23 protein-coding genes are annotated in these 24,719 nt (G+C 53.5%); 4 read left to right on the plus strand and 19 right to left on the minus strand.

Going from position 1 to position 24,719, the window contains the following annotated elements; all coding sequences use genetic code 11:
* Window positions 1-80 precede the first annotated feature (80 nt).
* The 8 genes from FPT12_RS10075 to FPT12_RS27640 all read right to left on the minus strand — a co-directional run bounded on the left by FPT12_RS10075 (window position 81) and on the right by FPT12_RS27640 (window position 5,424).
* On the minus strand, window positions 81-1,538 hold the full coding sequence (locus FPT12_RS10075; protein ID WP_145016135.1) for a DUF6094 domain-containing protein: 1,458 nt from the start codon (window positions 1,536-1,538) through the stop codon (window positions 81-83).
* Window positions 1,539-1,570: 32 nt separating this feature from the next.
* A complete protein-coding gene (locus FPT12_RS10080) occupies window positions 1,571-2,176 on the minus strand; it encodes a hypothetical protein (RefSeq protein ID WP_145016136.1) in 606 nt (201 codons plus the stop codon).
* A gap of 92 nt (window positions 2,177-2,268) precedes the next feature.
* Window positions 2,269-2,874 carry a DUF3275 family protein gene (locus FPT12_RS10085; protein WP_145016137.1) on the minus strand — a complete coding sequence of 202 codons (606 nt, stop codon included), beginning with the start codon at window positions 2,872-2,874 and terminating at the stop codon, window positions 2,269-2,271.
* Window positions 2,875-2,981: 107 nt separating this feature from the next.
* Window positions 2,982-3,317, minus strand: coding sequence for a hypothetical protein (locus tag FPT12_RS10090; protein WP_145016138.1), 336 nt, complete (start codon window positions 3,315-3,317; stop codon window positions 2,982-2,984).
* 121 nt (window positions 3,318-3,438) lie between these two features.
* Window positions 3,439-3,738, minus strand: a complete 300-nt coding sequence (locus FPT12_RS10095) for a hypothetical protein (protein ID WP_145016139.1) — start codon at window positions 3,736-3,738, stop codon at window positions 3,439-3,441.
* A 114-nt stretch (window positions 3,739-3,852) separates the two neighbouring features.
* Window positions 3,853-4,389, minus strand: a complete 537-nt coding sequence (locus FPT12_RS10100; RefSeq protein WP_145016140.1) for an STY4534 family ICE replication protein — start codon at window positions 4,387-4,389, stop codon at window positions 3,853-3,855.
* Between the two features lie 97 nt (window positions 4,390-4,486).
* Window positions 4,487-4,750 carry a hypothetical protein gene (locus FPT12_RS10105; RefSeq protein ID WP_145016141.1) on the minus strand — a complete coding sequence of 88 codons (264 nt, stop codon included), beginning with the start codon at window positions 4,748-4,750 and terminating at the stop codon, window positions 4,487-4,489.
* A gap of 314 nt (window positions 4,751-5,064) precedes the next feature.
* Window positions 5,065-5,424, minus strand: coding sequence for a hypothetical protein (locus FPT12_RS27640; RefSeq protein ID WP_178098703.1), 360 nt, complete (start codon window positions 5,422-5,424; stop codon window positions 5,065-5,067).
* A gap of 607 nt (window positions 5,425-6,031) precedes the next feature.
* Between FPT12_RS27640 and FPT12_RS10120 the strand changes: the two genes are divergently transcribed.
* Both FPT12_RS10120 and FPT12_RS10125 read left to right on the plus strand, forming a co-directional pair.
* Entirely contained in the window at window positions 6,032-7,801 is a 1,770-nt protein-coding gene (locus FPT12_RS10120; protein ID WP_145016142.1) for a hypothetical protein, read from the plus strand.
* Entirely contained in the window at window positions 7,782-8,423 is a 642-nt protein-coding gene (locus tag FPT12_RS10125; RefSeq protein WP_145016143.1) for a hypothetical protein, read from the plus strand. The genes FPT12_RS10120 and FPT12_RS10125 overlap by 20 nt, the downstream gene beginning before the upstream one ends.
* Before the next feature lie 802 nt (window positions 8,424-9,225).
* On the opposite strand, the gene pilM is transcribed toward FPT12_RS10125, so the two are convergent.
* From pilM to FPT12_RS10180, 11 genes are all read right to left on the minus strand, one after another.
* The gene (gene pilM / locus FPT12_RS10130; RefSeq protein ID WP_145016144.1) at window positions 9,226-9,666 is read right to left on the minus strand and encodes a type IV pilus biogenesis protein PilM; all 441 of its coding nucleotides are present in this window, start codon (window positions 9,664-9,666) and stop codon (window positions 9,226-9,228) included.
* 69 nt (window positions 9,667-9,735) lie between these two features.
* Entirely contained in the window at window positions 9,736-10,557 is an 822-nt protein-coding gene (locus tag FPT12_RS10135) for an FkbM family methyltransferase (RefSeq protein ID WP_145016145.1), read from the minus strand.
* Window positions 10,558-10,590: 33 nt separating this feature from the next.
* The gene (gene pilV, locus FPT12_RS10140) at window positions 10,591-11,967 is read right to left on the minus strand and encodes a shufflon system plasmid conjugative transfer pilus tip adhesin PilV (RefSeq protein WP_145016146.1); all 1,377 of its coding nucleotides are present in this window, start codon (window positions 11,965-11,967) and stop codon (window positions 10,591-10,593) included.
* On the minus strand, window positions 11,964-12,899 hold the full coding sequence (locus FPT12_RS10145; RefSeq protein WP_145016147.1) for an ATPase, T2SS/T4P/T4SS family: 936 nt from the start codon (window positions 12,897-12,899) through the stop codon (window positions 11,964-11,966). Before FPT12_RS10145 ends, pilV begins: the two co-directional genes overlap by 4 nt.
* Before the next feature lie 9 nt (window positions 12,900-12,908).
* Entirely contained in the window at window positions 12,909-13,433 is a 525-nt protein-coding gene (locus tag FPT12_RS10150; RefSeq protein ID WP_145016148.1) for a type 4 pilus major pilin, read from the minus strand.
* Window positions 13,434-13,454: 21 nt separating this feature from the next.
* Complete coding sequence (locus FPT12_RS10155; RefSeq protein ID WP_145016149.1) at window positions 13,455-14,546, minus strand: type II secretion system F family protein; 1,092 nt, start codon at window positions 14,544-14,546, stop codon at window positions 13,455-13,457.
* On the minus strand, window positions 14,536-16,116 hold the full coding sequence (locus FPT12_RS10160; RefSeq protein WP_145016278.1) for a GspE/PulE family protein: 1,581 nt from the start codon (window positions 16,114-16,116) through the stop codon (window positions 14,536-14,538). Before FPT12_RS10160 ends, FPT12_RS10155 begins: the two co-directional genes overlap by 11 nt.
* 66 nt (window positions 16,117-16,182) lie before the next feature.
* The gene (gene pilP / locus FPT12_RS10165; protein ID WP_145016150.1) at window positions 16,183-16,773 is read right to left on the minus strand and encodes a type IV pilus biogenesis protein PilP; all 591 of its coding nucleotides are present in this window, start codon (window positions 16,771-16,773) and stop codon (window positions 16,183-16,185) included.
* Entirely contained in the window at window positions 16,763-18,091 is a 1,329-nt protein-coding gene (gene pilO2 / locus FPT12_RS10170; RefSeq protein WP_145016151.1) for a type 4b pilus protein PilO2, read from the minus strand. The genes pilP and pilO2 overlap by 11 nt, the downstream gene beginning before the upstream one ends.
* A 3-nt stretch (window positions 18,092-18,094) precedes the next feature.
* Entirely contained in the window at window positions 18,095-19,894 is a 1,800-nt protein-coding gene (locus FPT12_RS10175; RefSeq protein WP_145016152.1) for a PilN family type IVB pilus formation outer membrane protein, read from the minus strand.
* Window positions 19,891-21,036, minus strand: coding sequence for a TcpQ domain-containing protein (locus tag FPT12_RS10180; RefSeq protein WP_145016153.1), 1,146 nt, complete (start codon window positions 21,034-21,036; stop codon window positions 19,891-19,893). Before FPT12_RS10180 ends, FPT12_RS10175 begins: the two co-directional genes overlap by 4 nt.
* Window positions 21,037-21,364: 328 nt before the next feature.
* Here FPT12_RS10180 and FPT12_RS10185 point away from each other — a divergent pair, with 328 nt between their 5' ends.
* Window positions 21,365-23,518, plus strand: coding sequence for a YecA family protein (locus tag FPT12_RS10185; protein ID WP_145016154.1), 2,154 nt, complete (start codon window positions 21,365-21,367; stop codon window positions 23,516-23,518).
* A 736-nt stretch (window positions 23,519-24,254) separates the two neighbouring features.
* Window positions 24,255-24,662: a hypothetical protein gene (locus FPT12_RS10190; RefSeq protein WP_145016155.1), complete on the plus strand. Its 408-nt coding sequence runs from the start codon at window positions 24,255-24,257 to the stop codon at window positions 24,660-24,662.
* Window positions 24,663-24,719: the final 57 nt, after the last annotated feature.

A 24,719-nucleotide genomic window follows, 5' to 3' on the forward strand; every position in this document is an offset into this window, starting at 1 on the left:
GGGCATGCACGACACCCGGCCGGGTATGGTGAATACCCTGTGGGTTGGTCGAGAAAACGCCTTGGAGGCGTATGGGTGGGTCAGTAGTCCGATGGCAATAGAATGGTTGTCGCACAGCGGTTTGCTTCGGTGAGGATCCAGAGCCTGGTTTCACCTTCGGCATCGATGTCGTAGCCGGAGAGCAGGCGTTCGCCAGTTTTCAGCGCTCGTTGATTGCTGCTCCGGTCGTCGTCAGAGATCTCACCCCAATCGCCCGCCAAATGACGGTCTAGGTATAGGGCTAGGTTGATAGATCGATTTTCCACGAGGTATTGAACGGCCTGGGTCAGTAGCAAGCGACCCGGTTCGAATGGTGCAGCATAAGTGGGGACCGGCGCCGTTTCTGGTACCGGAATCTCTGGTTCAGGTGGTGTGTCAGCAGTTGAGCTGATGGTCAGCACGCATCCTCGATTGGGGGAGCCTGGCGTCATGTCCCATGCCCGAATGATGGGCACGAAGCGATCGGTCAGGATCCTCACCTCGGAGACGTTGCCGTCCTGATCTTCAGTGAACTCGGTCTTGCGGACCTTATCTTTGTAGGTGTCACCCTTCAGTACCAGGACACGCCCAGACTTCGATTTGACCACGCCGGATATCGCGCCGGCAGCCAAAGCCAAGGCCAGGTGCCAGCGCGATAACTCTCGCACTGGCGGTCGTGGTTGAACGCCTGATTGACCAAAGTGCAGGGTGAAGTCCGGCCACAAGCCTCGCAGCCGTTTTACCTCTTGGTTGAACTGCTCAGGCTCAAGCGTTACACGGTAGAAGTGCTCGAGGTCTGTGGATGCCGGCAGAACCGCATAGGGCTCCCATGGCCAAGTGGTCGGTAACGTCTCCGCGTTTTGCACACCGGCACCGATCGCCTGCAGGTACTCACGCACCTGCGCAACCTCCCGTGGCCTGGCCAGATCCTGGCGTCGAACACGAATCCCGAAGATTACTACTTGTCTGAAGGTTGGGTCAGCAGCGGTATAGATCCGCAATTCAGTAAAGTGATTGCACAACCATCCACACAGCTCATCGTCCAGGACATAGTGCGGAACGATGAACACCAGGACACCGCCGTACTGCAGCAGGGGAAGTGCTCGTTGATAGAACGCCTTCTCCAACCGCTGGCGACCTTTGCCCTGGTACTGGGATGCTCCGGAGTGGTCGGCGACCAAATCCCCGTAAGGAGGATTGAGCCAGAGCAAGCCGAAGGCCTGCCGCGTGACAATGGTGTCCATTAGATCGCTGTGTAGCACGCGATCAAGCAAGGCTCTGCAATGATCGGCGCGCTCTCGGTTGTACTCGACTGCGTAGGCCTCTACGCGATCGCGCCCAAGGGCGTGAGCCGTTTCGGCCAGGGCCACGCCTTCGCCGGCACAGGGATCGAAGATCCGCATTCTGCCGGTGGAAGAGGGGGTCAGAGCCTGTAGCGTTCGCTCCAGAGTGATTTCGTCAGTGGGGTAATACCCATTACGGGCGAAGTTACGCGCCAGGCGCGGGAACATCAAAGCCATAGGGTGCTCCTTGGTCGATATAGATATCAGGGTCAGGCCTGAGCATCTGTGGTGAGTTGTCCTCGGCGGATGAGCTCGCCCAGGGCAGGTTCAAGCACATCGAGCTGCAGAGATAAACGCCAGGCTGTGATTGAGCCAAGCGCCCCGGGTAGGGGCTGCAACATGTCGTGATGGGTCAGTACGTCCAACACCGGTTCACGCCAGTGCTGCAGGAGTGGTAGCGGGCAGGTTTCAGTGACCAGTGGCCACAGTCGTTGGCGAGGCGCCTGGCCCTCCTCAAGGAGGGCATAAGCGAAGTGATTGGCCCGATCGGGCTGTGCGCAGCGCCGGTCGAACAACCAAAGGTGAAGCAGGCTGCCGAACAGTGTCCCGCGGAATTGGCGTGTGGTGCGTTTCTCCAGCAGGTCGACGTTGGGGAAGACCGGAAGACTCCGGCCATCCATGACGATGTGAAACTGATCCAGACCGTTTTCGGCAGAACCGAGGGTCAGCCTGGCCAGGAACTCCTGCAGGGCCGTATCGCGGCCCCAGGCAGAAAGAAAGACCAGATTGCGTTGCTCATCGCAGACGCAGGCATCGACATACAGATCAGGACACTCATCGACCTGGTACAGCGATGTTAGTGAAGGGGTGGACATGATTGCAGCCTCCTGAGCGGAGGGCAGACAAGCCCGGGAAGGGGCGGGACTGCCCCTTGTGGGTAAGTGATGACGCGGCGCCAGGTGGGCACCTACTGTGGTTGGTGTTTCCAGACTTGTAGCTTGAAGTCCAGCACGTAGCCCAGTTCACCTAGTCGGGTGCACTGGTCGCGCAGGCGCTGGCGGTCAACGGTGGTGTCCAGTTTGGCTGTCTCGCCCAGAGGCCAGATGGTGCCGAACAACTTCGCGTCTGCATCAGTCGTGTTATTGGTCGAGCTAACTGGTCCCATCCCGAACGGTGCTTCATCAGCCGGGGCTAGTGGTGTCGCTGAAGCCGTAGGCTGACTTTTTCGAGGTGGAGGTGCTGCATTGGACTCGGCCGATTCTTCGTCCAGAGGGTCTTGCTCATTCGGAGACAGCTTCGCGGCATCTTCTGCCGTCAAGTTGTCCACGTCATCGAGCATCATGCTCTCGATCTTTGCGCGGATCTCGACGACCAGGCGACCTGCTGTTGAGTAGTACGAGGGTCGAATCTCCGTTACGAGGAAATCGCCTCGATACTTACCTTCGTTGTATTGATCGAGGAGGGCGTCTTTGATGACGAATTCGCCGATTGATGTTGAGAGACGTCCGACGTTGAAGTCACCGTTACGACCACTGATGGTGCGGATGGCCAACTGGCCTGGGATATTGATCATGGGCTACTCCGAACTGCATCGAGCAACCGCCGCGAGGCGAATACCCGCAGGGAGAAAAAAAGCCCGACAGAGTCGGGCTTGGGGTGGGTATGTGATCGCGCTTGGGATTAGCGGCGGAACGAGGGGGCTTCATCTCTGAGGGAAATACACAGATAAGAAGTACCAGGCTCGGACTCGATGCGGTGAAGTTTCAGATCCAACCAGACTCGTTCTGACCGATCTCCATTGGGCGGGAAGCGGTACATACTGAAGTTGATCAGATTTTCGTCAGGTTGTAAGTGAAGTTCCCTATAGGCTTCCAGGACGACTTCCCCTAAGCGAATAGCGATTTCTTCTATGTGGTGAGGCTCTTCGACGTGGACAGCTTCCTGCCATGCCCGTGGAGTTAAAACCACAGGGAGTTTCAGCAAGTCAGCGGACACGTGGTTGATGGTGATAGCCATATCAGTTCTCCAGGCGTGAGAAACCACCTGGCCCGACTGGGAGGTAGTTTCCCAGGTTCGGTTGGTCGGTTATGTGTTAAATGAATGCGTTGAACGCTTTGGTAAGTGCTTTAAATACGGTTCAGCACCATGGGTAATCTGGTATCTCAAGATCAAGGTAGTGGCGTAATTTCCAGTACTCCTCCAACAAGCCGAGCTCCGATAGAAGTGGGCTAGCTGGTGGGTAGAAGCCGCTCTGATAATCCATGTCAGCGAGATCTATAAGTGAGGCTCGTACTGAGTCCCAAAGATCATCAGACAGAGAGTTGTTATCTTTCACGGTAAACGGAAATTTATTTTCCAGATGGCTCTCAGTGCTTGCTCGCGCTGCCATGAAGCCGATGTTGATTAGCAGTGGTAAACGTTGAGGGCTGTGCAACATGGTGAGTCTCCAGTTCGGAAATCACCAGGTCCCGAAGGGTGGTGTTCCCTTCAAGAAAAATGGCTGGGTCATGAGTAAACAAAGGCACCCGAAGGTGCCTTGTAATGTTGTGGATCAGGAAGCTTTACGCTGCCGTTTGGCAGAAGCTGGCTTGGGTTGTTCCTCTACGATTGGCTCGGGAGCAATGCTGCTTTCGAGTGGCGCTTCGGGTTCCACCTGATCTTGTTCTGCAGCGGGAGCTACTTCACGAGGTTTGGCTTCATAGACGGTTTCGCCATCCACTTTGATCCAGCCGATAAACAACAGGCGTCCCTTGAGGCTTGCTCCAGGTTGACCTGTTTTATCGCCCTTCTCGTAAGTAAAGGCATCTGCCCAGATGTCGCCAATACGAAAGCTCACGAGAACTTTCTTCTCTGCGGAGACAGCTTCCTGGCAACGACGAATCAGCTTTTCAGCTTCGGCGCCGACCACGTTGCAGTCGATGTAGGTGTACTCCACTTCATCAGAAGAGCCACGCAGGGCAGCAATGGCTACAGCCATGAAGGGCTTGCCTTTACCGCGAGGTTTCACTTCCCGGATACGGTTCAGATAACCAATGCCGGTGGTGTGCAGGTCGAAGAATTTAACGTCGTTGGTTTGATTGTTGCTCATGGTGATTCTCCAAATTCAAAAAAGCAGAAAGCGGAGAAACACTTCGCCCTTGGGGGAAAGTATTCCCCGCGAGGGTGGTAGAGCTTATGAGTTTTGCTTAGTGCACGAACTTCATTGCAGCGATCAGAACACCGACGGCTGCGGACATCATGACGCCCATGCGAATAGTGAGTTTGACCTCAAGCTGAGACATTCCTGTCTTCAGCTCTGCGACGAGGTCAGTACGAAGAGCAGTGACGTCAGCTTTGGTAGCGAGTAGCGAATGCATGTCGTTCTCCAGAGCATCAATGACTGCGTTAGCTTTCTGTTCCGGAACGTTAATCGAGATCAACGCTTGGTAGAGAGCCAGTTCGGTTTTCATCAGACCTCCAGAATTTAGAGAGGCCTGCCCAGACGGGAGAGGCCCGTCAGGGGTGGGGAAAGTGCTTCCATCGACTGAGTCGACTGACCGCGCTACCGGAAGCTTGGCGGTCTTGGGAGTGGATCAATGCGTTGAAACGCATCGTAGTCTTACGGATCCTGACTACTTGGGCATGTTGCTGACGACGTCAGCGATACATGGACACAGAATGGAAATGCCTTTGAAAATTGTCAAGTCCAGCGACAGAAAAAACCACCGTGACAGGGAAACCTCCCCAGCGGGAAGGGATCCCTGCTGGGGTTGGTAAGGCTGCTTCAGTAGACAGCAGATGCGTCGACTGGGCAGATCAGGTCATTCAGGGAGCCTAGGCGGCCTGGGATTACTTGACCTTCTGCTTTAGCCGTTTTGACGCGACGTTTGCGAGCAGGCTTTTGGATCTCGCGAGTGTTGACGCTGTACCAGTGATTCAGATCGACGCCTTTAGAGCGAACGATGGCTGGCACGTGGCACATCTCATCAACCAAACCGGCCGGTAGGCACGGGGGGAGTTGATGGCGGTGAGGTGTTGCTTTGGGTTGGGATTCAAGCGCGACATGGGGTTTCTTCAGTGCACGCAGAAATTCCCGAGTAATAGTGCCGAGTGCGTGACCGATGCCATAGCTGAGTGTGGACATTGTGTTTCTCCTGCAGGTTGGGATGCGGAGAAAGCACTGGCCCTGGTGGGGAAGTGATTCCCCGCGAGGTGTATTGTGTAAGGTGCTTCTATCGACAGAGGTCGATCGGCCGCGCTACCAGAAGCTTAGCGGCCTTGGGTGGATCAACATGAACTCATGTCGCAGTTTTTAAGATCCTGACTGCCTGGGCATGATGCTGACGACGTCAGCAAAATACGTTCCTATCATCGAAGGCGAATAGGGGGAGTGTCAAGCAAGGAGGGACCTACAGTCGGGAAAATGGAGATCGGTGGTTGTATGTAGTCAGGAGGCTCCGTGCTCTCTCCAGATCGAGCGCTCCTAACAGAGAGTTCTCTATGGTCCCCTGCCATGCAACTTCCCTTCGTCCTTGTCAACTCAAACACCTGATCTGCATTGCATCCGTCACGGGCCGTCTGCCTGAACGTGACGTAATGATCCTGTGGCTCACGCACCCCATCGGTATCCGCGTCACCGAGCTGGCCTTGCTGGAGGTTGCGGACGTGCTGTACTCAAGTAGTGCTATAAGATGGTGACAAATTGCTTATACGTGCGTGATTAATCCCAGAAGACAGAATAAGGTATTTTCATGCTACAAATCAGTACCGGAAAATTTTATGAGACGACAGCCCCCGAACAGATGTATGAAACCATACATCGAGGGGTGTTTTATACGAATTACAGTTTTTTCAATGACCGCATTTCAACATTTGTTGGTGATATTTTGCCTGTTGCAAGATGGGAGGATTTCCAAACTGTTGCATGTGAAGTAACTGAACGGCTTCCTAAACCAGATCGCGATCCTTTACCTGGAGACGTTATTTCAGCGAGTGGTCAGAGTACGATGATCCAAGACTTTGCGGCTTTGGTATCGTTCAGCATGAATGTGACTTGTACGCCGGATCATAACTTGGCAAGGCGATTGCTTTCCGCGCAACGCCCACCTCTCGGAGTCTATGCATTGCCGCGCGGTTATGTATCGCGTATGTTTGATGCCAGTATTCATTATGGCGGGGAAGATTTAGATACTCTAAAATTGTTCATTGTTGAACTGATGGGGCTGGAGCGGAAGCGATACTCTGGGGTCATGCGCGCTGTTCGCCGGTATGTAACTGCCATGCACAGGATGGCAGACGATTTAGACTTGGCTTACGCATTATTGGTTGCCTCCATTGAGTCACTGGCACAAGAGTTTGATGAGTTTACTCCGCAATGGAGTGATCTTGCAGATCAGAAACGTAAACCAGTCGACCAGGCGTTGAAGGATGCGCCAAATGAAATATCAGATACCGTGCGTGCGGCAATTCTTAAGTCTGAACATGTCGCACTAAAAAGAAGATTCTGTGAATTCACAAAACACTATTTGCAGTCAGATTTTTTCAGGAGCACCGTGTGTGAGGGGCAATCGCCCGCAGGGCGCACAGACATAGAAATTGCATTAAAAAATGCATATGACATACGCTCTGAGTACATCCACACACTCAAGCCACTTCCGAAAAACCTTGTCAGGGTGCCCACGCTTGGAGACATTCTAATTGTCGATTCGCGCCCTTTGTTAACTTTCAATGGTCTAGCGCGAATTGCCCGTCACGTCATATTGTCGTTCACAAAACAGTCACAAAAAATTGCTAAGGAGAAATTTGATTTTACATCGGAATATCCAGGCACCGTTATAATGCAGATGGCCCCCCAATACTGGATTGGAAATCCCGATGGCTATTCTCAGCATACTGCGCGCATGTTTTTAAATGGTTTTCTATCACAGGTAGTCGATGGCATGGTAGAACCCCCTGGGCATGTTACAGATATGCGGCTTGTTATGCAGAGAATAAGGGGGCTTGTGCCGACATTGGCAAAATTGGATCAAAAAATGCCAATGCTGACCCTGTATGTACTGTTTTCTTATTACCTTCCTTCTGAAGAGCGCGAAGAGGCTCGCTCATTTCTGACGCCTTATTGGCAATGCTTTGATCAGCCGACAATTGATAGTCTCGTTGCTCATTTGGTGGTTCATTTATTTAATGGGGGAGATAAGCCAGAATGGGGACTTGGAAAAAGTGAAGAACTTCTGAGGAGCTACATTTCTCAGCGGTATCATAAAGATGGCCTAAATGCAGGACCATTGCTTGGTGCAGCACTGACTTTATGGATTGCTGAATTGCATCGTTCATCCGGTTGTGAAACACAAGCTCGCAAACTAATTTCTTATGCCGTTGAGGAGTTTCCGAGTCAGAAATCAATACAAGATTTCGAAAGGGGATTGACAGATGAGCCAATACCAGAAGTCAACTGCAAAAGCATATTACTACCGCATCTAGCAATAAAGACTGGAGAGTCCCATGGTGCCGACGTTGAATAATCTCCTTGCCCGATCAGCCGAGCTTGAACGAAGGCTTGAGGGGTTCATCCTGCCACCTCCGTTTGATGAGCCAGACAAGTTGGTAGCGAGCCGCATTATGTGCAGTATTGCATTTGAGCATGCGGAGAGTGTCAAGGTGCTGATTGGCGCTGGAAATTTTACCTCCGCGACCGGCCTGCTCCGACTTCAGTTCGAAGCATTCGTTCGGGGAATGTGGCTGATCTACGTCGCCGATGCCGACTCTGTGGCGCTATTGATGAGCGAACTGTCCGACGAGGGCATGGTAAAGGCTCAAAAGATGCCAACGCCTGCTGCAATGTTAGACGAGCTGGAGGGCAAGGCACTTAAGCAAACACTCGCTAAACTCAAAGAGTTCAAACAGAACTCATGGAAGTCCTTGAACTCGTTTGTCCACGGCGGTATCCATGCCGTGAACCGGCACAGCAAGGGCTACCCTATCTTGCTCCTAATGCAGCTACTGAAGGCATCAAATAGTCTGTCAGTAATGGTCTGTATGTTGATGTCCGAGCTGGCGGAAAGTCCAATCGGAAAGAACAGAGTTGCTGAAATCAATATTGAATTTGAAGATTGCCTTCCAATGGACAGCAAAACAGAACGCTGAAAACTGATGAAAGGGCACGATACACGGAGTGATCACGAACTGCAGGCATGGCATCGTGGACGTTTGCGAGTAAATCGAGGGACTGACGTTTTGGCAACAAAACGCGAAACAGAGCTGGCTGAAATTGCCAAGAAAGAAACTGATTGAGCTGATAGGGGCTGAAAGCAATGAGGGGAGGAGCTACCGAGGGTGACTGTGTCAGCAGTCACTCTCGGCTGGGGGTAGGTAATACTATTCAGAGAAGAATGCCACCTGTGACAGTTGAAGCGTCAATGATCTCTGGGCATTGATCGGGACGTCTCATTATCACCTGGCCAATTATCGTGGCTGAGGCCAGCAAACATTAAGGCACGCATCCGCGCACAAAAGGAGCCCTGCGTTTCGCCGGCGGGCCACCGGCAGAGAAAAGCGGCTACCAAGAGGTAGCCTGATGATCCTTTCCAAGATCATCAGGCTACCTATTGTGTAAGCTTTAAAAAGTATGGGCCGCAACACCAGTGCGGCCCTTTGATTACGGTGCTTCGAACCTCGAGAGAACCCTATGTGCCTTTGAACTCGCAATTCACGAGTTGACGGCTGCGTGTCTAGCTTTGAACAGGGAGACACAGGGAGAATTCTCGACCAGATCCGCACGCCCTTCCCGGAGCTACGCGTGCTATGGGGTAGGTGATGAGGTAAATCTACATCACCGGGTGCTACTGATGACCGCCAGTAGCCAGCGAGGTGGAACAGTTAATGCCAATATTGTGGCACAACGAGTACCTCGCTGCCATAGAGCACAAATTGTCCAGGTTCAGGCAGGTTACCGGTATGCCACCGCTGCACCATTTGGGATAGCTGCCGGGATCACGATGTCCGTAGCGCCTTCGGTGGAGCTGATCAATCGTCCGGCAGATGCGTAGCCAATGGCAGCTGACGAACTCGTTAGCTCGGCTAGTTTTGCCACCAGACCGGCAGGTGGCGCCACGTAGAATGTGAAGCTGTCACCTGAAGCAACATAGCCATTGATACCAGGTAAATGAACGTACCAGGCTGGCAGTGATAGCGCGTTGTCAGGTACCAGACCTGTAATTTCCGAGTTGTTATGTGCGTATTCAGCTAGTGCATTACGGTAAACAATCAGGTTGTGAGCAATTGCCGATGCGTCAGCACGAAGGGCGCTTTCTTCCGATCTCTGCGTCAAGTCGCCCAGAACGCTTAATGTGATACCAGTTACTAATAAGATGATCCAGTATAGAGGCATAATATCAGCCTAGCCTGTAAGGGCGTATCGCTATTAAATCTGGGCTGAGAAGTTTCATAAGTATGGTGGCTATCTGGCTAGAAGGGATCTTAGATGCTGAATTGCACGCCAGCTTCTACTTTGTTTGATTGCGTTTAGTTCGGATTCGGCTCTGTCGGCGCGTTCTTTTTCCATCGCTAGCGTGTTGTCAGGATGGTGGATGGGGAAGCTATAGCTGTGGCCGTAACATAGATGGAAGTCATCCAGATAGCTTGGGGGTGTTTCAAAGGCTCCTGCTAGATTTAGATGCTCTTCTGCTAAGTAGAAGGTATTAAGTCCGTCGAAAAGAATAGGGCGATAAGACGCATCGGTTATGATTTTTTCCCAAGGTTGGTCTCTATTGAATGGAGTTTCTACCAGGATTATCCAAGGTCGCCACTTTTCAAGGTCTATGCCCTTTAGTACAGACTCCTCGTGGCCTTCAACATCAATCTTGAGAAAGTGAATGTCGCCTTTAACATGCTCTTCGCAAATGGATGTCAGCGTTCTGGACCTGACGGATGTGCTCTGAACTTCGCGGCCAGACTCCTTATGTTCTTCGGCGATTGTGGCAACCATCGTCGAGAGCCCAGTCCCTGGAATGTCGAAAAAAGTACGCACTTCATCATCCGTGTCGCCAGCAGCACATTGAAGGTTTATATCTTTAGGTCTTTGCTGAGAAAGTGAGTTGTGAAATGCCTGGACAGGCTCAATGTTTATACCAGTCCAGCCGCGCTCATAAAATGCACGAGTTACAGAGTCAACGGAGGGGTCATTTGCACCAACGTCAATGTAAAATCCATTTTCGAAAAATTTCAATGCTCGCCACAGTCTTATGTCTTCGAAATTCTGTGCGTAGGAAATGAACTTCACTTGGTTCTCCTAATGTGGTGGATGCAGAGCTCGTTAGAAATTCGCGCAGAAAGCAGTCGCTTCAATGCCAGTGAACCAAACGTAAGAGTACAGTGTCCCTACCTTCATTCCGCACTTCCAAGATTGCATGTCTACCTCTGGGTGTGATGAGTCAAAGTCGACTTGTGTAGCGTATCCATTGAAGTTGCATCCTCCGGAGAGTACTTTTTTTCCGGCTGGGCAAGCAGCCCAAACTTCGATAAGTGCAGGTAACTCAGCTTCAGTAATGTACCTGTATTGCCTAGCCCACTCGATATTGGCAATACCTGACATTTTCCACAAGCTATCTTGGCAAGAAAGTGTAAGCCCAGCGGCATTGCGACCGACCAAACCGTTGGGTGAGCATGGAGTGTTTGCTGTAGCAACACCGTCAAGTTGCAGATATTCACCCACCTCAGCGCGGCCTTCTGAGGAGACTGTACCTCCGCGCAGCTGCCCAGGGGTGTACACATTTTTATTGCCATAAGCTCGGATCCAGCTGGCATCAGACATATACCAGCCACCTCCCCATTTCTCGCTGTACCAGCCACTGTCACCTTGAGTACGGAACCAGTTGCCAGTGTATGTCTCTCCCGAGATCTTGGCCGTCGCGCCGGTGACGTTTGCACTGGCGTTAATCGAGGTTGCATTGACATTGCCCGTCGCGTTGACGTTGCCTCCGGCAGTAACGGTTCCAGACGCGGTGACGTTTGCAGCGTTGTTGACGTTATTGTTACCCATGTCCAGCGCAGTATTCATTCGGTTGAGCTCAGGCTTGCCGGGGATAGCGTTTCGATAGAGGTAGTCATTGGCGAGTGAGCCGTCCTGCAGGAAAAGAGCGCTCGCCGTGTGCCCAACACCTGGGTTCATACCGTAGTTGCTGAGAGCAATCTGCCATCCGCCTCGAACTCCTTGGACGATGTCAGTGTTGCTGGTGGGGATGAATCCTCCAGTTCCTCCAAGATTCTCAGCAATCTCACGGGTGCCGATCTCATCAATCGTCTCCCCACCCGTGGTAATGACGATTGACTCAAGCTGGTTGGGAGCAGGGCTGCGCGCGAGCACAAGGAAGTTCTGACCGAAAGCGTTGGTGTCGCCGAAACCGCTCGGCAAATAGTTGGTATTGCGCAGCATCGTTAGAGTGATTTGAGCGGGTACGGTCGGGGTGGCCGATGCCAGCACAGCGCTGAAATTGTCTTTGAGATACTTCGCTGCGGCATCTGCGACAGCCTGTTGTTGCTGGGCAGCAATCGTATAGTTCTGTGAGTCCATCCGGCTTGCAAGAAGACTGGCGCCGATCGCACTCAGCAGGATGAAGGCAATGATTGCGAACAGAAACTCCACTGCGATAAAACCACCCTGATGGGGGTGGGGGTGTGTTTTTGGTTTCATCCCCAAAGGCTCCTCTGAGACTGGTTCTCCACGTCCTGGTCGACTTGTTGTATGTGACCGGTTCGAATTTTTTCGCGAATTCCGGGGCCGTCCTCGCCTGTGAAGAGTAGGCTTTTGACCTTGAGGGTTTTTTGCGAACCGTTCTTTTCTAGGGTCTGGCAGATAATGGCCAATAGGCCTTGAGCCAGGATTTCCCGGGCGTTACTTATTTCTGGCTGAGCCAATGCGGCAATACGCTCGATGGCCTGTGAGGCTGATCCGGAATGGGAAGTAGTGACGATAAAGTGGCCGTTAATGGAGCCATGCACTGCCTGGGCAGCGGTGCGGCTATCGCGAATTTCCCCCATAAATAGCAGGTCGGCACGGGTGCGCAGCGCCCGAAGTAATGCTTCCTCATACCCACCAGTTCGTCGGGAAACCTGCATCTGAATACAACGGCCCTGACCATGGATGCCATTGAGGTTTGTTTCTTGTGGATCCTCCATGGCCAACGCAATTCCGCCACAAGCCTGCAGTCGAGCAACTACCAGCGAGGCTGCGCTTGATGTTTTGCCGGTACCCATCTCACCGCAGAAGATCACTAGACCTCTGGCTGCATCATCCAGAAGGTTGTTGGCCAACTCGGTAGGGAAACCGAGTAAATCAAATGGTCGGATTGTCGGTTTCGCTTTAGATATCGCGAATACTTCCTTTCCGAAGGCATCCACGACCTGCGTGACGCGTAACACGACACCGTCCTCGATCAGCGAGAACTCCGGATCCTGAAACTCGGCAAAGTGAGCTGAGCATAGGGCTCTTAAACGAATGAGGTCGTCTGCCCACTCACTCGGTGCCTCGATTTTTTTTGTCTCAACGCCGTAGAGACCTTTGACGTCGCTGAAGCCCTCTCCCAGATAGAGGTCAACGAAATCTGTATCAGTGATCCGGCTCATGCACGCTCCTTAGAACACGGTCCAGGCCAGGGTATTGCTGTTTGTGTCGGTGCAGCTGGCGGCAGCTGTTGCTGACGACACTTCTCCAGTGGTCGCAGATCCACCATTGATGGATGTGGATACCTTCTGACCGCGGCTGATTTTGGTCGCGAGCGTCATGCATGCATCTCCTGGCAAGCCATTCTCGGTGAGGATGAAGGTCATGCCGCCGGAAGCGACGGTGACCGTTCCGTTCCAGGCGTTGTAGAGCGTATTTCCGGAAACACTCATGTTGGGTAGACCTTTGCTGGTCACGAGCTGAGGAACCAGGCTGGTACCGGAAGTCCCGTACCCGTTGCTACCCTTGAGCTTGCGGGTGTTGGCGATCAACTGTCCGATGTTCGACTGCTCGTTACTGACATCGGAACTGCCGAGTAGGGTGCCGCCGTTGTAGATGGCATAGCCGATACCAATGGCGATACAGATCAAAACGAAGAGCATCGACAGGTCAATGAAACCGCCTTGGCCATGTTTGGAGCGAGCGTGTTGTTGCATGGTGAAATACCTCACTGGAGATCAACGTTGAATCGTGTGGGTGACGTCGCCTTGCATGCTGTATGTCCCGATCAATACCAGGATCATCAGCACGCCTATCGCGATGGATGACGCCAACAAGAAACTTTTTGTGTAGCGCTCAACACGCTTGAGCGTGTTATCGAGCCATCGGTTGCTGAAGCGATGTATCGCCTCGGAGAAGCCCTTGCGGGTTGCCAGAACGCAGAGAAATTGGACGGCCTGCTTATCTGGGAACTGATGACCTGCAAGATGCAGAGCAACACCGAAGTTTTTGCCCATGCGCACGCCATAGCGGGCAGCAGTCATGCGTTCACGGAGCCAGGGTTTGGCATTTAGTTTCAAGGCGTCCAACGCGTCGACCTGATTGACGTTCGAGCGCAACATCACCGAGATATTGAGTAGGAAGGTTGATCCGTGCAGGGCCTTGTAGATCGACCATGGAGGAAAGCGCTCCAGCCAAACCCTTATCGATCCAGTGAAGTACGGCAAGGTCACAATCGACGAGATGACGAACAGTACGATGCAGATCAACGTCACCAGGCCCCAGTGATTGACGAAGTTTGCGATCGCATACAACAAGGCAGGGATCCCGGACCATGACTCAGGATCAGATCGGCGAGCCATTGCCGGGACCATTTTGGTGGCGACGATGTGCAGCAAGTAGGCCATCAACCCCCAGAGCAGCGAAGGGTAGAGTGAAGCCGACAGCACCAGCGATGTGATTTTTTGCCTGGCCTCGATGATTCGGACGCAGTCAAAGCAAGCCTGGAGCAGGTTGCCCGACTTTTCGCCGGCGCCGATAATCGCCACTTCCTGATAAGGCATCCAGGCTTGGCATGCTGCCGCCAGCTTCTTGCCGTTTCTCACACTCAAGCCAATCGCAGAACAGGCCAAAGCGATGGGGTGATTGGGTTGCTTACCGCCGTCGCTGTAGACGTCACCGACCTCTTTCAACGCATCATTGATGCCCACCCCGTTTTCCAACAAGGCGACCATGCTCTCGTAGAATTGGATACGCTCTTTGCCTCCGAACTGCTTGCTGTACCAGGTCTCAGACAGTGCCGACCACCGGTCTGCGAGGCTACCCTGCATGCTTCTTCTCCAGAATGTAGCTGTCGAAGTCGAGTGGACCCACGATGGTTTCCGCCATCCGTGGGTCGATCAGACCTCCGCGCACTTTCTCCAGGGTGTGGGCAGTCTTGGTGATTCCCCCCATTTCATTTACCCAGTAGTTGCGAGCCTCCCCTGCACCATGGCTACGGAAGATCCTCATAAAACCATGCGTACTAATGAGGACTTCGGCCACCACCGTCCGGGTTGTTACGCCAAGCATCCTGCAAAATTCGCATCCATCTCCAAGGAGATACACGTCTTGAATATTGGTGTGCTGCTGCAGGCGAGCAACGAGGTCTGGCTCTAAGTCATGTACATGGTCTTTTGCAGGTTTACGGCAATGCTGGCAAAGCACGGGGAGGAGTGATTGGTTGACCACCCCAGTCAGTAGAGCTGGATCGCAGACCAGGCTGATGTCCATGCCCATGTCGACTACGCGCTGGATGGAGGCGACTGCGTTGTTGGTGTGCAAGGTCGATAGAACCAAGTGTCCGGTCAGACCGCCTGTGAAGGCTGCAATGCAGGATGCAAGGTCACGGACCTCGCCGTACATGAGGATGTCCGGATCCAGGCGCATCGAATTGGCGATGGCCTGTTCCCAGGTCTCATTACTTCCTTTGGGAGATTGGTTGGCCAGCAGTGGGTACTCGGGTGGATCCTCTACGGTCAGGATGTGCCGGGTGCCCCGAGTTTCCTTGGCCAGAAGGTTCAGATTGACCTGTAGGGTCTTTGACTTGCCGGAGCCGGTCGGACCAGTGATGAAGTTGACGCCATAAGGTAAACGACACAGACGTTTGATTTGGGCGATCTGCACTGGCAGGAAGCCCAGATCCTCCATGGTCTGTTTTGATTTGTCGTCGGACAGTAGTCGCAACACCATCAGTGGTCCGTCGACCAGCGGTCGTGTGGAAACCCGCGCGCCGAACAGCCCTAATTGATCGACGAATTTGCGGCTGACGCGAGCGTCCTGGCTGATCTCCGGTTGGTAGTGTTCCTTGGCAACGTCGCACATGCTGTTGTAGAGCGCTGAGCATAGTTCTATGCCTTTGGAGCTAGGGATCTCCCCAGCATCAGAGAGCAGGCCATGAATTCGGAAAAAGATGCGTGTGATTTCGTGGCCAACCACAAAGTGAATGTCACTTGCACCGGCTTTATGGGCACGGCCCATAAGGGAAATGACTTCCAGCTGACGCTGTGTGCTGTTTGATGCAGAGGCCGGTGAGTCTGCTTCCAGCGACTGCGCTTGGTAGAGCGCCTGGATCTCGCTCATGCTGGAGGACTTCACTTCGAAGGCAACGTCAGCACGCTCCAGACGATCCATAAATGCCATTACGAAATGATCCGTAAGGTGCTGGGCTGAGACATAGAGCAGCCCAGAGTCGGTCAGCGCACAGAGCTGTCGCAGTTCGGGCTTAACTTCCCAGAGCCCCCCGGCAGCAGTCAGGACTTGGCCAGCGCTGATAAAGGATTCGGACTCAGTCAGCTGATTGGCTGGAAGTGTCTCTCGCGTTGGCGATGCAATGGGCTGTATGACGGCGCTTTCTTGCATGAGCTCATTTGTGGTTTCAGCAGGTTCGGTCTGCAGCTGAGATAGATCGTTCATGACAAAGGATCCTCAAGGTTGACCAGGTAACATGACCGGCGCCGGCTGCCCCATTGGCATCTCCGGCAAGCCGCTTACTGGGATATGGTTGGTCATACTGGTGAAGCTTGCCGAGGGGGCGATGTTGGAAAACCCCAATGGATAGCGCTTTCCTCCGCGAGAAACGACGACACTGTCGAGGCTAATGCTGGCTACCTTGTAACCCCCTGGCAGGTCGGGACCGCCAACCTGTGCGTCCACCTCGTAACCTCCGCTGTACAGCAGCGTGGCTCGAAGAGCTCGACTGGATCCCGAAACCATCTTGACCACCGGCAGCATTTCTCCTGCGCTCGAGCTACGTGGGATGGGTTCAGTGATCAAAGGCCGTGGTTGATAGGCAGAGGTATTCGCTGGGGTAGTCTGAGGATTGTCCCCATCGATGGAGCGAATGGCCTTGGCCCGCTCGCCCTTGGCTTTGTACAAGAACGTTTCGCTTTGCACAGCCGACAGTTCACCCACGCTGATGCCAGCGGTGTTCGCTGTCGAACTTTCGTTGGCCAGGCTCAAGCCAGGGGGGCTGGCTAGGGACAACAGCACAGACAGAAGCAGGTAGTTATTTCGCATAGAGGTCTCCTATCACCGACCAGGTCAGGTGGTCGCTCTGCAGTTGTGTCTTGATCTCGCGTAGGCGAAGGCCTGTCTCTGGTACGCCGCGCAGGACAATGGAGGGGGGCAAAGAACTGCTGTATTGCAGTTCGAAATGCTTCCATTCAGGTGGGGGTGGTGCTGGCGGTGTCGGTTCGCCCGGTAGGGCTGGTGGCTGCGGTACTTGGACTGGTAGTTCTTTGATCGTTGGCTCCAGGTTTTGTCCATGCAACCAGGACGTGAGAAGAGCCAGCGCCTGGCTCGACTCAACTAGCGATTCATCACCGGCGAGATTCAATTTGAGGCTAATTTTCAGTGCGGCGCTGTTGCCCTCGTCAAAGAAGGCTGGCTCATCAGCAAAGTGGGCGCGTGAAGCAGCGATGAATCCGCGAGCGGTACTGTTTCCGGTACGTTTGAACGTTGCGGACACCAGATCCCCATCGCATTGTGCGGAGGTGAATACCCAGCCTGAAATGCTTAGCGGAATGCTGTCGATGGATCCGTTACAGCCGGCGATGAACTCGGCCACGCTAGGCCGTTTGGCCCATGCATGCTCCAAGGCTTGAAGCGTTTGTTCTTGTTTTGCACGTGCGTTCAATGCCTCAAGCTCAGCCAGACGCTGCTGCTCCGCTGCGATAGCTGCTTCCCGTGCAAGACGTGCTTTATGTGCTCCCCATTGCTGCCACCCGATCAAAGTTATTAGGACCAAGGTCCCTATTACCGACAATCGAGCGATCTCACCATTGGAGAGGCCAAAGGCAAGAGGCCGTAGTCGATACTCCCGACGCAGGTTTCGCGGATGAAGTAGCTCATCAACATCCAGTGGCTTGCCTCCCCGTTCAAACTCCAGAGGCAGATAAGTATCTTCAAAACTGATTGATCGCCCGAGTAGCTGAGCGACCTTGCGTTTAATTTCATCGCCGGTACCGACTAGGTCACTGCCTGGAATGACGGCGCCTTCATAGACAGCCACGAGAGCGTAGCGGTCCTCGTCCAGTGAAACCCTCCATGCAGCGATCCAAGATTCCCCTAACTGGCCGGCTAGCGCTGAGGCGAGCGAGTACATGCCTTTGACGGCACCGGCACTGCGAGATACGAAGCCTGCTTGAATGATCGATTCGGTGCGTCGAATGGCAACGATATCCATTTTCTCTTCGCGACCAAACTGACGAGCCTCGCGCATGTAGCCTGTGAGGCTGCCCAGCGGATGCCAGAGCAGTCCTGTAACGAACGAGTTGCCGTGGTAGGAAAGGATCTGGACCTTTGCCGATGTGGCAGGGGGTGCCGTGATAGCCATGGCTTATGCAACCCACGGAGCGACGGCTGACGACAACATAGCGATGCGCCCGAAAATTTCGTCATTCGCAGCCTGTCCCAACAGGATTGGAGTGATCAGCACAACCAGGACATTGTGGGTCGAGGTCCGTGTTTGAGCACCGCCGAGTCCAAAGAAGCTTGGGCTGCCTACGCCACTTTTCGTGGCGTCTTCACTCATCTCATCAAACCCCGACAGGATCAGAGTCTGCCCACTCCGTAACTTGACCTTAGGGCTCAGGCCTTTCGTGTCGTAATCGGCGGTTTGTGCACTGGAGCCGTTGCTGGTGAAGGTCGTGAAGGTTGGTTTTGAACTCATGTTGATGGAGATCATCACCAGGAGGTCATTGTTCTCCGTCACGCGTGGTAGCAGAGTCATGTTGAACCCCGATGTGATTGTTCCCGCGTTCAGAGACGTGGTCGTGCCAACCGATGCAGTGCTTGAGGTGGTGCTCGAAGGGATGTAGCCCTTCACGTTGCCAATCTGAATGGGGGCCGGTTGAAGATTGAGTGTGGTCACCGATGGAGACCGCACATTGGAAACTCGCCCCTGTTCTGCAAGTGCTTGAATGATGGCCGTTGACCCGGCCCAAGCCGAATTGGCGGTGTCGACGATGCCAACCGAACCGGATACGGCATTGCTGCTGATACCTGAGACTGTGTTGCTTAGGGAGAAACCCCATTTGCTGGAGAGGGATTTGTAGACGGCTGACCAGTTCAGACCTAGTTGGTCTTTGTCGGTCAACGTGACTTCGAACACCTTCACGTTGAACAGCACCTGGCGGGTGATATCGGTGTTCGTCTTGTTGAGATAAGCCTCTATGCGAGCTAACACGTCCGGACGGTCAGTAACGGTGAGGGTGCCGGTGGACGGTGCCAAGTAGAGTCGACCCGGTGGTGAATGGCTCAACATGGCTTGGACGTTGTTTTGGATGTCGGTAATGATTGAGGTGTTGAGGGTGACCTTTGTGCTCTGATTGCTACCGGATTCCCCGCTCGCTCCAGAGGCTGAGCTGGATCCGCCGTTGGTGCCAGATCCAGTACCCGTGGTGGTAGTCATGCCCGACTTCACCGTGGTTTCGATTTCTTGTTTGTCACCGAAGGCGTAGACGTCGAATACCTTGGTTTCGAAGTAGTTGATACGTACTGCACGCTCCACTGGTGAGTAGTGCCACGAAAGGCCAAGCCGAGAAGTTATGAGGTCCAGCAGTGCAGAAATTCGCCCGTTGAATTTGATGCCACTAACTGTGTTTGGAGAGGTAAAACCCAATAGATCGATGCCGCGGGTGTTTGCACCCCCTATAGGGTTTGATCCAGGAACTACACCTGGTGGAAATAACCCCGCGAGACTGTCAGGGTTTGGACTGGATACGGTTGCAGGACCTGAAGGCGCCTGGTTTACGGTTGAAGTCGCGGCATTCAGGCCAGGATTAATTGCGTCGGGCGAGACGAGTACGGCGATGCCGCACTCGTTGGTGATGAACTGCGCCACGTCGTTGATGCTGACGCTTCCGGCAGGTCTGTAACTTTTCTCACAGTCCAACGCAGAGGGCAGGCCACGTTTGGCGACAACAGGTTGGGTTGAAACCCACGGCTTGTTGCTGAATACCACCGTTTCGCGTTGAGGCTCTGGTTGCTGGTTCCTCGCGATAGCAGCGTATTGAGAGGCTTCGGCGCCGTCTCTTTCGGCCCGATTGGACGATTCAGTAACACGTTGTAAGGAGCAGCTGGTACAAAGAAACAAGGCGATGACCATGCTGCTCATCTTGAAGAATGACTTCATCATTTCTTCCTCTCAGATACATAAAGGATCGTCTGCCCCTGGCCTGAATTGCCATCTACGACGAAGCTGCGTTTGGCGCTGTCGTACAGCGGGAAAATCTGGGCAATCGCTTCAGCGAAAGTGCCTTTGAAACTCAGGGGGGCCTCGATCGGGTAGTCCAAGTCTTCCTGGGACCAGATCAATTGCCACCCGGCTCGTTTGCACCAATCCGTGATGGTCTGATGCAGGGTGCTGCCAACCGCCGCAGTCCAGTAGGTGGGCTGCGGGGTGGGTGCAGGTGCGCGCTCACGGTTATCTGGAACAGAGCGCGTTGCAGCGGTCACGACGTGAGTTGGTGTGGTTGATTCGAGCGGTTTTTGCGAAGCGGACGCCGGCACAACTGTTGTCGGGTTACTTGGCGTTGAGGGGCCATCCTTGGCGGGTGCCACTGGGGGGGGAACAGGTTTTGCTACGGGGCTGCTAATGGGAGGCGTGGTTACCGGAGCAGGTGTTGTTGTGATACTCGGTGGAGTGGGGACAGCAGCAACTGTCACAGCACTGCCAGAGTCGTTGCTGGCAGGTGTTTGTGAAGAATGCTTCGGGACGACGGGCTGATCAGTATTTTGCTTGGCGAGCAATGTCGTCGAAGGGCGAGGCGGATCCGGCAGTTGATAGCCCGGGCGCAAGACATAACAAACCTGGCGGTTTACTTCATCAACCTTCACCTGCCAGGCAGGGCCGGCAAGAACCTGCAACGTATTGCGCAAGGTCATTGGGCCGAGCTTGTACTGCGCTGCTGGCAATGGCCGTGTGTACAGAATGTTGACGTGGCCAGTGGCGGGGGAGCAAAGGGAGTAGCCCGAACGATCCACGACATACTGCATGGCGTCGCGCACGCTGGGGTGCATATTCGCCGGGATACTGACATCGATGATCTGGGCCATCAGGTCGCGCTGACCTGAGTCCGGCTGAGTGCTGACCAAGGTATAGCGACCATAGCGCACCACCGGTTCTTTTTCGGGAACCGCGCCGCTCGGATATAGATCCGGAGCTAGCATGTCGGGGTTGCGGCTGCTGTCGAACGCCGGTTTGGGCGAGTCCGCATTTTGAGTCGTGCAGCTGGCGACAAGCGCGAGCAGGGAGAGAGTGGTCAAGTGCCTGATCATGTGCCGAGAGGCCCCCATTGATGATGGGATCCACGTTGGCAGGCCAGGTGCTAGGGTGCAGCAGGAAATAGATTCTTGGGCTAAAGTTCTTTTTTGTGCTGCCAGTGCTTGTCAATTCCCACGTCATCTCACTAGTGCGCAACAGCAGAGGCAAGAAGTGTAAGTCGGCCGCTGTTGACCTCAAGGCGTGCGCTCGTCATAGGGCTGCGCTCAGCCATATCCTGCCGTTAGTTTTGCGACTGCCGCTTCGCTGTTTTACGCAGAATGTGTAGCCGTGAGTCAAATTAGGCAATTGGCGCCAAACTGGCGACGACAAGGAGGGAATGTTATGGAGTCGAACGCACGAAGCGAGGGTGAAGTTTTTGCCGATTTAGCGAAGCTAACGGCTTCGCCGGGCTACGTCCATGCCATTGCGCAAATTTGTCATCGCGACAACCTGGTGATTTACAGCAAGGAACTGAAATCGTCCGATATGGGGCAGATGTTCGGTTACAGCCGCCTCATTAGGACTGAGGTCACCACACTGATCGGTCTAATGATGCGCCAGCGACTGGATACATCGATACCATCAGCTGACACTGTTAAAACCTATGTGGCGCGTACCGATGAGCTGATGGAAGAGCTGCATCGCGCCTTGGCCCGTCCGATGCATACCGCATTTATGTCGCCCCAACATGCTGGCAAAAAAGCGGACGACATCTGGCATGGGGAGGTTATGCGTGAGCCAATTTTCTATGGTGCCGAGTCTGCGTATAGCTTCCAGTACCGTGACCTGCTTCCTGAAAAGTATGGTGCCGATGACGTATGGCTGACAGAGAACGTGGGATTCTCCATTACCCAAGCTCAGACCATAGCCCGAGCTATGTGTGTGCTGATGGACGTTCGGTCCACTCAGATGTTTGCCAAGGTCAAAGCGGCAAAGCTGACGTCTGAAACTTGGCTACCTGTCTTCGAGTATTCCCCTGATGAAATCGCGCATCGTAGCGGTGAAGACCTGCGGGTTGTTGAAGCGTTTCTGAATACCTTCACGATGACGAGCGACAACAGCCAATTCAAGGCCATCGGGGATTTTAACTCGGTCGCAGCGACGCCGCTGATACCAACTGGTCGGGGAACTGTTTTGCTCTTCCAGCATTACGCCATTTACGAAGCACTGTACGAGTCTCCCTTTTACTGGATGTGGGCAGATAAAGGATACAGGCCGACTGCTATGGCGAATCGCGGCGTGTTCACAGAGAAGTATTCTGCAAGCAGGCTGGCAGCAGTCTTTGGACATTCGAACGTCCATACGAATGTCAACCTTTATCAGGGAAAGGATATCGTCGGAGAAGCCGATGTGCTGGTGGTCTTCGGTGACCGCATCATAATCGTTCAGGCGAAGGCAAAAAAATTAACGCTGGAGGCGCGCAAGGGGAACGATGGGCAACTGAGGTCTGACTTCGCAGCCGCCATTCAAAAAGCCTACGACCAAGGGTGGGAATGTGCCAACACCATTGTGGCGGGTGGGTGCCGTTTGGAAAATGACCAAGGACACGAAGTCTCGCTGCCTCAGGCAGTCAAAGAGGTCTATCTGTTCTGTATTGTCTCTGATCACTACCCAGCTTTAGCATTCCAAGCGCGTCAGTACTTGAAGTACCAAACCACCGACGTCATTCGAACGCCGTTCGTAATGGATGTGTTCCTACTCGATGCGATGACCGAAATGCTGTCTACACCACTGCGGCTATTGAGTTACATCCGTATGCGGGTAGCCGTTGTTGAGCAAATATCTTTGAGCCATGAGCTCACGGCGCTGGCCTACCATCTGAGCCGCAACCTATGGCTTGATGACAATTACGACATAGTCATGCTCGAAGACTCGATTGCGGTCGACCTTGATACTGCCATGACGGTGCGCAGGGAAGGCATTGCCGGCGAACGAACACCTCCCGGGATTCTTACCCGAATGGCTGGAACCTTTTATGAGCGGCTCATCGCCCAAGTTGAAGAGCAGGCGGATCCCGCGACGCTTGAGCTTGGTTTCATGCTGCTCTCCATGAGTGAAGATTCCAGTCGAAACGTGCACCAAGGCCTTGAGGTCATCACTAAGCAGGCTCAATTTGACGGACACCGTCATGACTTTAGTCTCGGCCTCAAAGGCGGCGTCACTGGAGTCTGCTTCCATTGCAACCCAGTACCATCACCGGAGGCTGTAGCAACGCTCGGATTTCACTGTGAAAAGCGCAAGTATGCGCAGCGTGCCCAAACATGGTTCGGTGTGTCGTTAAACCCCAAAGGCGATATTCAATTTGGGGTGACGCTGGATTTCCCTTGGTCGCCGTCAGAAAAAATGGAGCAACTTACGAAGGGTATGAAGAAGGGAATTCCAGTCGCTTCAGAGCTCAGGAGTTTCGCAAGCTCGGCGCGCTCGCAGAAGGTCGGACGCAACGATCTATGTCCGTGCGGAAGCGGTAGCAAACTCAAGAGATGCTGTATGCCGTAGCTCGTGGCGGAGATTTCTGCAATGCACTACCGCTAGACCTCAATGTAAATTTGCATCGCACCTCAGAGGGGCACTGCAAAAGTACAGTGAGTTCGGTTGCGCCGATCTGAGTTGTGCAGGCATTCTGACTTCATCTAAGTCGAGAGAAACAAGGGGGGATGATGAGTCAGCGTGGAGGATCGGAGAGATTACCGCTGTTTGGAGCAGTGCTCGTTGCGGTAGTAATAGCCATTTGTGTAGCCGTACTGAAGTTCTCGCAGTTTTTACACCTGGACGTAGAAACCGGAAGCAGTGTGCTATGGAATTTACTACTTGCTTGGGGCCTGCTGTACCTCGTTGGCCTGGCTACTAGGTTTGGCCTGCGCACATTTTGGCCGCTTGGCCTCGGATTGACATGGTTGGCATTTATGCCTGCATTCGGGATCTGGTTTAACGAGGATTGGTACGCTTGGGTCAGCTTGTGGTGGGGGAAGTGGGGGGGCTTTGTAGTAATTACTATCTTCGGATGTTGGATCAAATCGCTTTAACGCGCATGGTCAATGAAGCCTTTGTTTCCCTAAACGTCCACTTTAGCCGGAATCGTTTAAGACGAAGAGTCGGCAGCTTTGCAACTTCAGTCGCAGCACAGCTGCGGCTGTGCGCAGGCAACAGAAAGTGTTCGAGTGAAAGCGTTATCGAGCAGGGCGGAAGGACCGCGAGCCTTGCCCTCGACTATTGCAAGACAGGATAAAAGTCAGTGCTGAAGGAATTTTTTGATGCCTTGGGCAGAGTCAAATCTCGCCCTTTGCTGGTCGTATTTACCGCGCTAGCAGTTTTGACATTTACTCCGGGGGCCGGGCCGATCAGGGATCCATTTTCCGTAGCCAGTTTTGCGTTGCCTTTCTTTGTATTTGCGGCCGATGTTGCAGTTGGATCCTGGGTACTTTTCGTTCGTAAGCTAAATAGCCGTCTTGCCGACCATGATCACGCAAGTTGGGGGCCGGTCTTGGGTGGAACGGCATTAGCTTTCTGCCTGTGCGTGAGCTTCTGGTACGTGTCCAATTTCCCTGACCCATTCAACCTCAAGCTCTTCGGCAATGTAGTGTTTGTCCGGATGTTAGCCCTGTATCTGTTTGCAATCGAAACCATCAATATTAATCGTTAAGATATCTAACTCGGAAAACTTACGAGCCAAAGTAGATGCGATAAAGGGGGGGAGCCG

Source organism: Pseudomonas sp. H3(2019), from assembly GCF_007713465.1.
Classification (GTDB): Bacteria; Pseudomonadota; Gammaproteobacteria; order Pseudomonadales; family Pseudomonadaceae; genus Aquipseudomonas.